Origin of the sequence: Streptococcus mitis SK597, assembly GCF_000148545.1 — a bacterium.
GTDB lineage: Bacteria > Bacillota > Bacilli > Lactobacillales > Streptococcaceae > Streptococcus > Streptococcus mitis_C.
In genome coordinates this window covers 1-1,108 of sequence record NZ_AEDV01000102.1, presented here as the reverse complement: position 1 = coordinate 1,108, position 1,108 = coordinate 1, and the positions used below count along the sequence as shown (strand labels likewise).

Here is a 1,108-nt window from a genome sequence, read left to right as displayed (position 1 = left end):
GACACCAGAATCATAGGTTTTTGTATTTCGAGTATCAATGATTTTAGTCGTACTGTCGATTATTTTGATAAAGTTATTAAAGTAGTTCCTATCAGTTTCTAAGGCTAGGAGCTTATACTTGCTTTTTTCCTTTTGAAAAATGTTAATAAATCGTTGGTAGTCTTCTCGAGGCATGGATAAATCAATATCGTCGTCCCAAGGGATAAAGCCCTTATGTCGAACTGCCCCAATCAGAGTACCGTAGTTAATAATATAGTTGATATTGTGCTTTTTACAGAGAGTATCAATATAATCCAAAATTTCTAATTCAATCTGTTTTGCATCTTCAATGGTTAGTTGTTTCATTCTAAACTCCTATGATTTTTTGAATTTATTTTTTAAGGCTAGGACATGGTTTAAAAATTCATAGAAAATGCTATCTTTGGTGAAGACAAGTAGACCAATATAAGAGATGGCTGATAGCAAGACAATCAAACCAGTATTCATCAAAAATGGCAAATTAATGACCATATCCACAGGATACAGGAAATTAATCAGGAAATAAATTGCTACAGAGGAAAGTGAAAAGAGAGAGTATCGAACAGTATAGCTGAAGATATGTCCTAAGTGGATGAGTTGTTTTCTATGGATGAAAATGATATAGAAAACAAGTAGAGAGGCCTCTGATAGCATAGTTGTCAGTAAGTAGTATTCAGGAGCCACGATATGGTTGAAAAAGAGGAGACTATTTAAGCCCAAATTGAGTAATCCAGCAAAGACTGTATAGACTGTGATACGTTTTTCATAGCCATTTGTAAAGAGAATTTGGGAACCAAGAATGGTATCTAGTGCCAGGATAATCGTACGAAAAGCGAATAGAGAGGTTAAGATACCACCTCCGATATATTTTTCACTACCGTAAAGTAGGATGGCATTTGGTCCTAAAACCATGATCCCAAAACTTAAAGGAATGATAAAGAAGTTAAAGATTCGACTACCTCTATTAACTAGGGCAACATAGGCTTCTTTGTCTCCTTTCCCCAGATAGTAACTGAGACGAGGCACACTCACTCCGATAGCTCCTGTTACAACACCAGCTATAACGGTCACAATTCGTTGAGCCATGGTA

General features: G+C 35.8%; 1 protein-coding gene and 1 pseudogene. Both read right to left on the bottom strand.

Translation table 11 applies throughout. The features are described from left to right. A partial coding sequence (locus SMSK597_RS0103435) for a LicD family protein (RefSeq protein WP_000811880.1) occupies window positions 1-345 on the bottom strand: 345 nt, incomplete at its 3' end. 9 nt (window positions 346-354) lie between these two features. Continuing rightward, a pseudogene (gene tacF / locus SMSK597_RS0103430) lies at window positions 355-1,108 on the bottom strand (type IV teichoic acid flippase TacF); the annotation flags it as partial.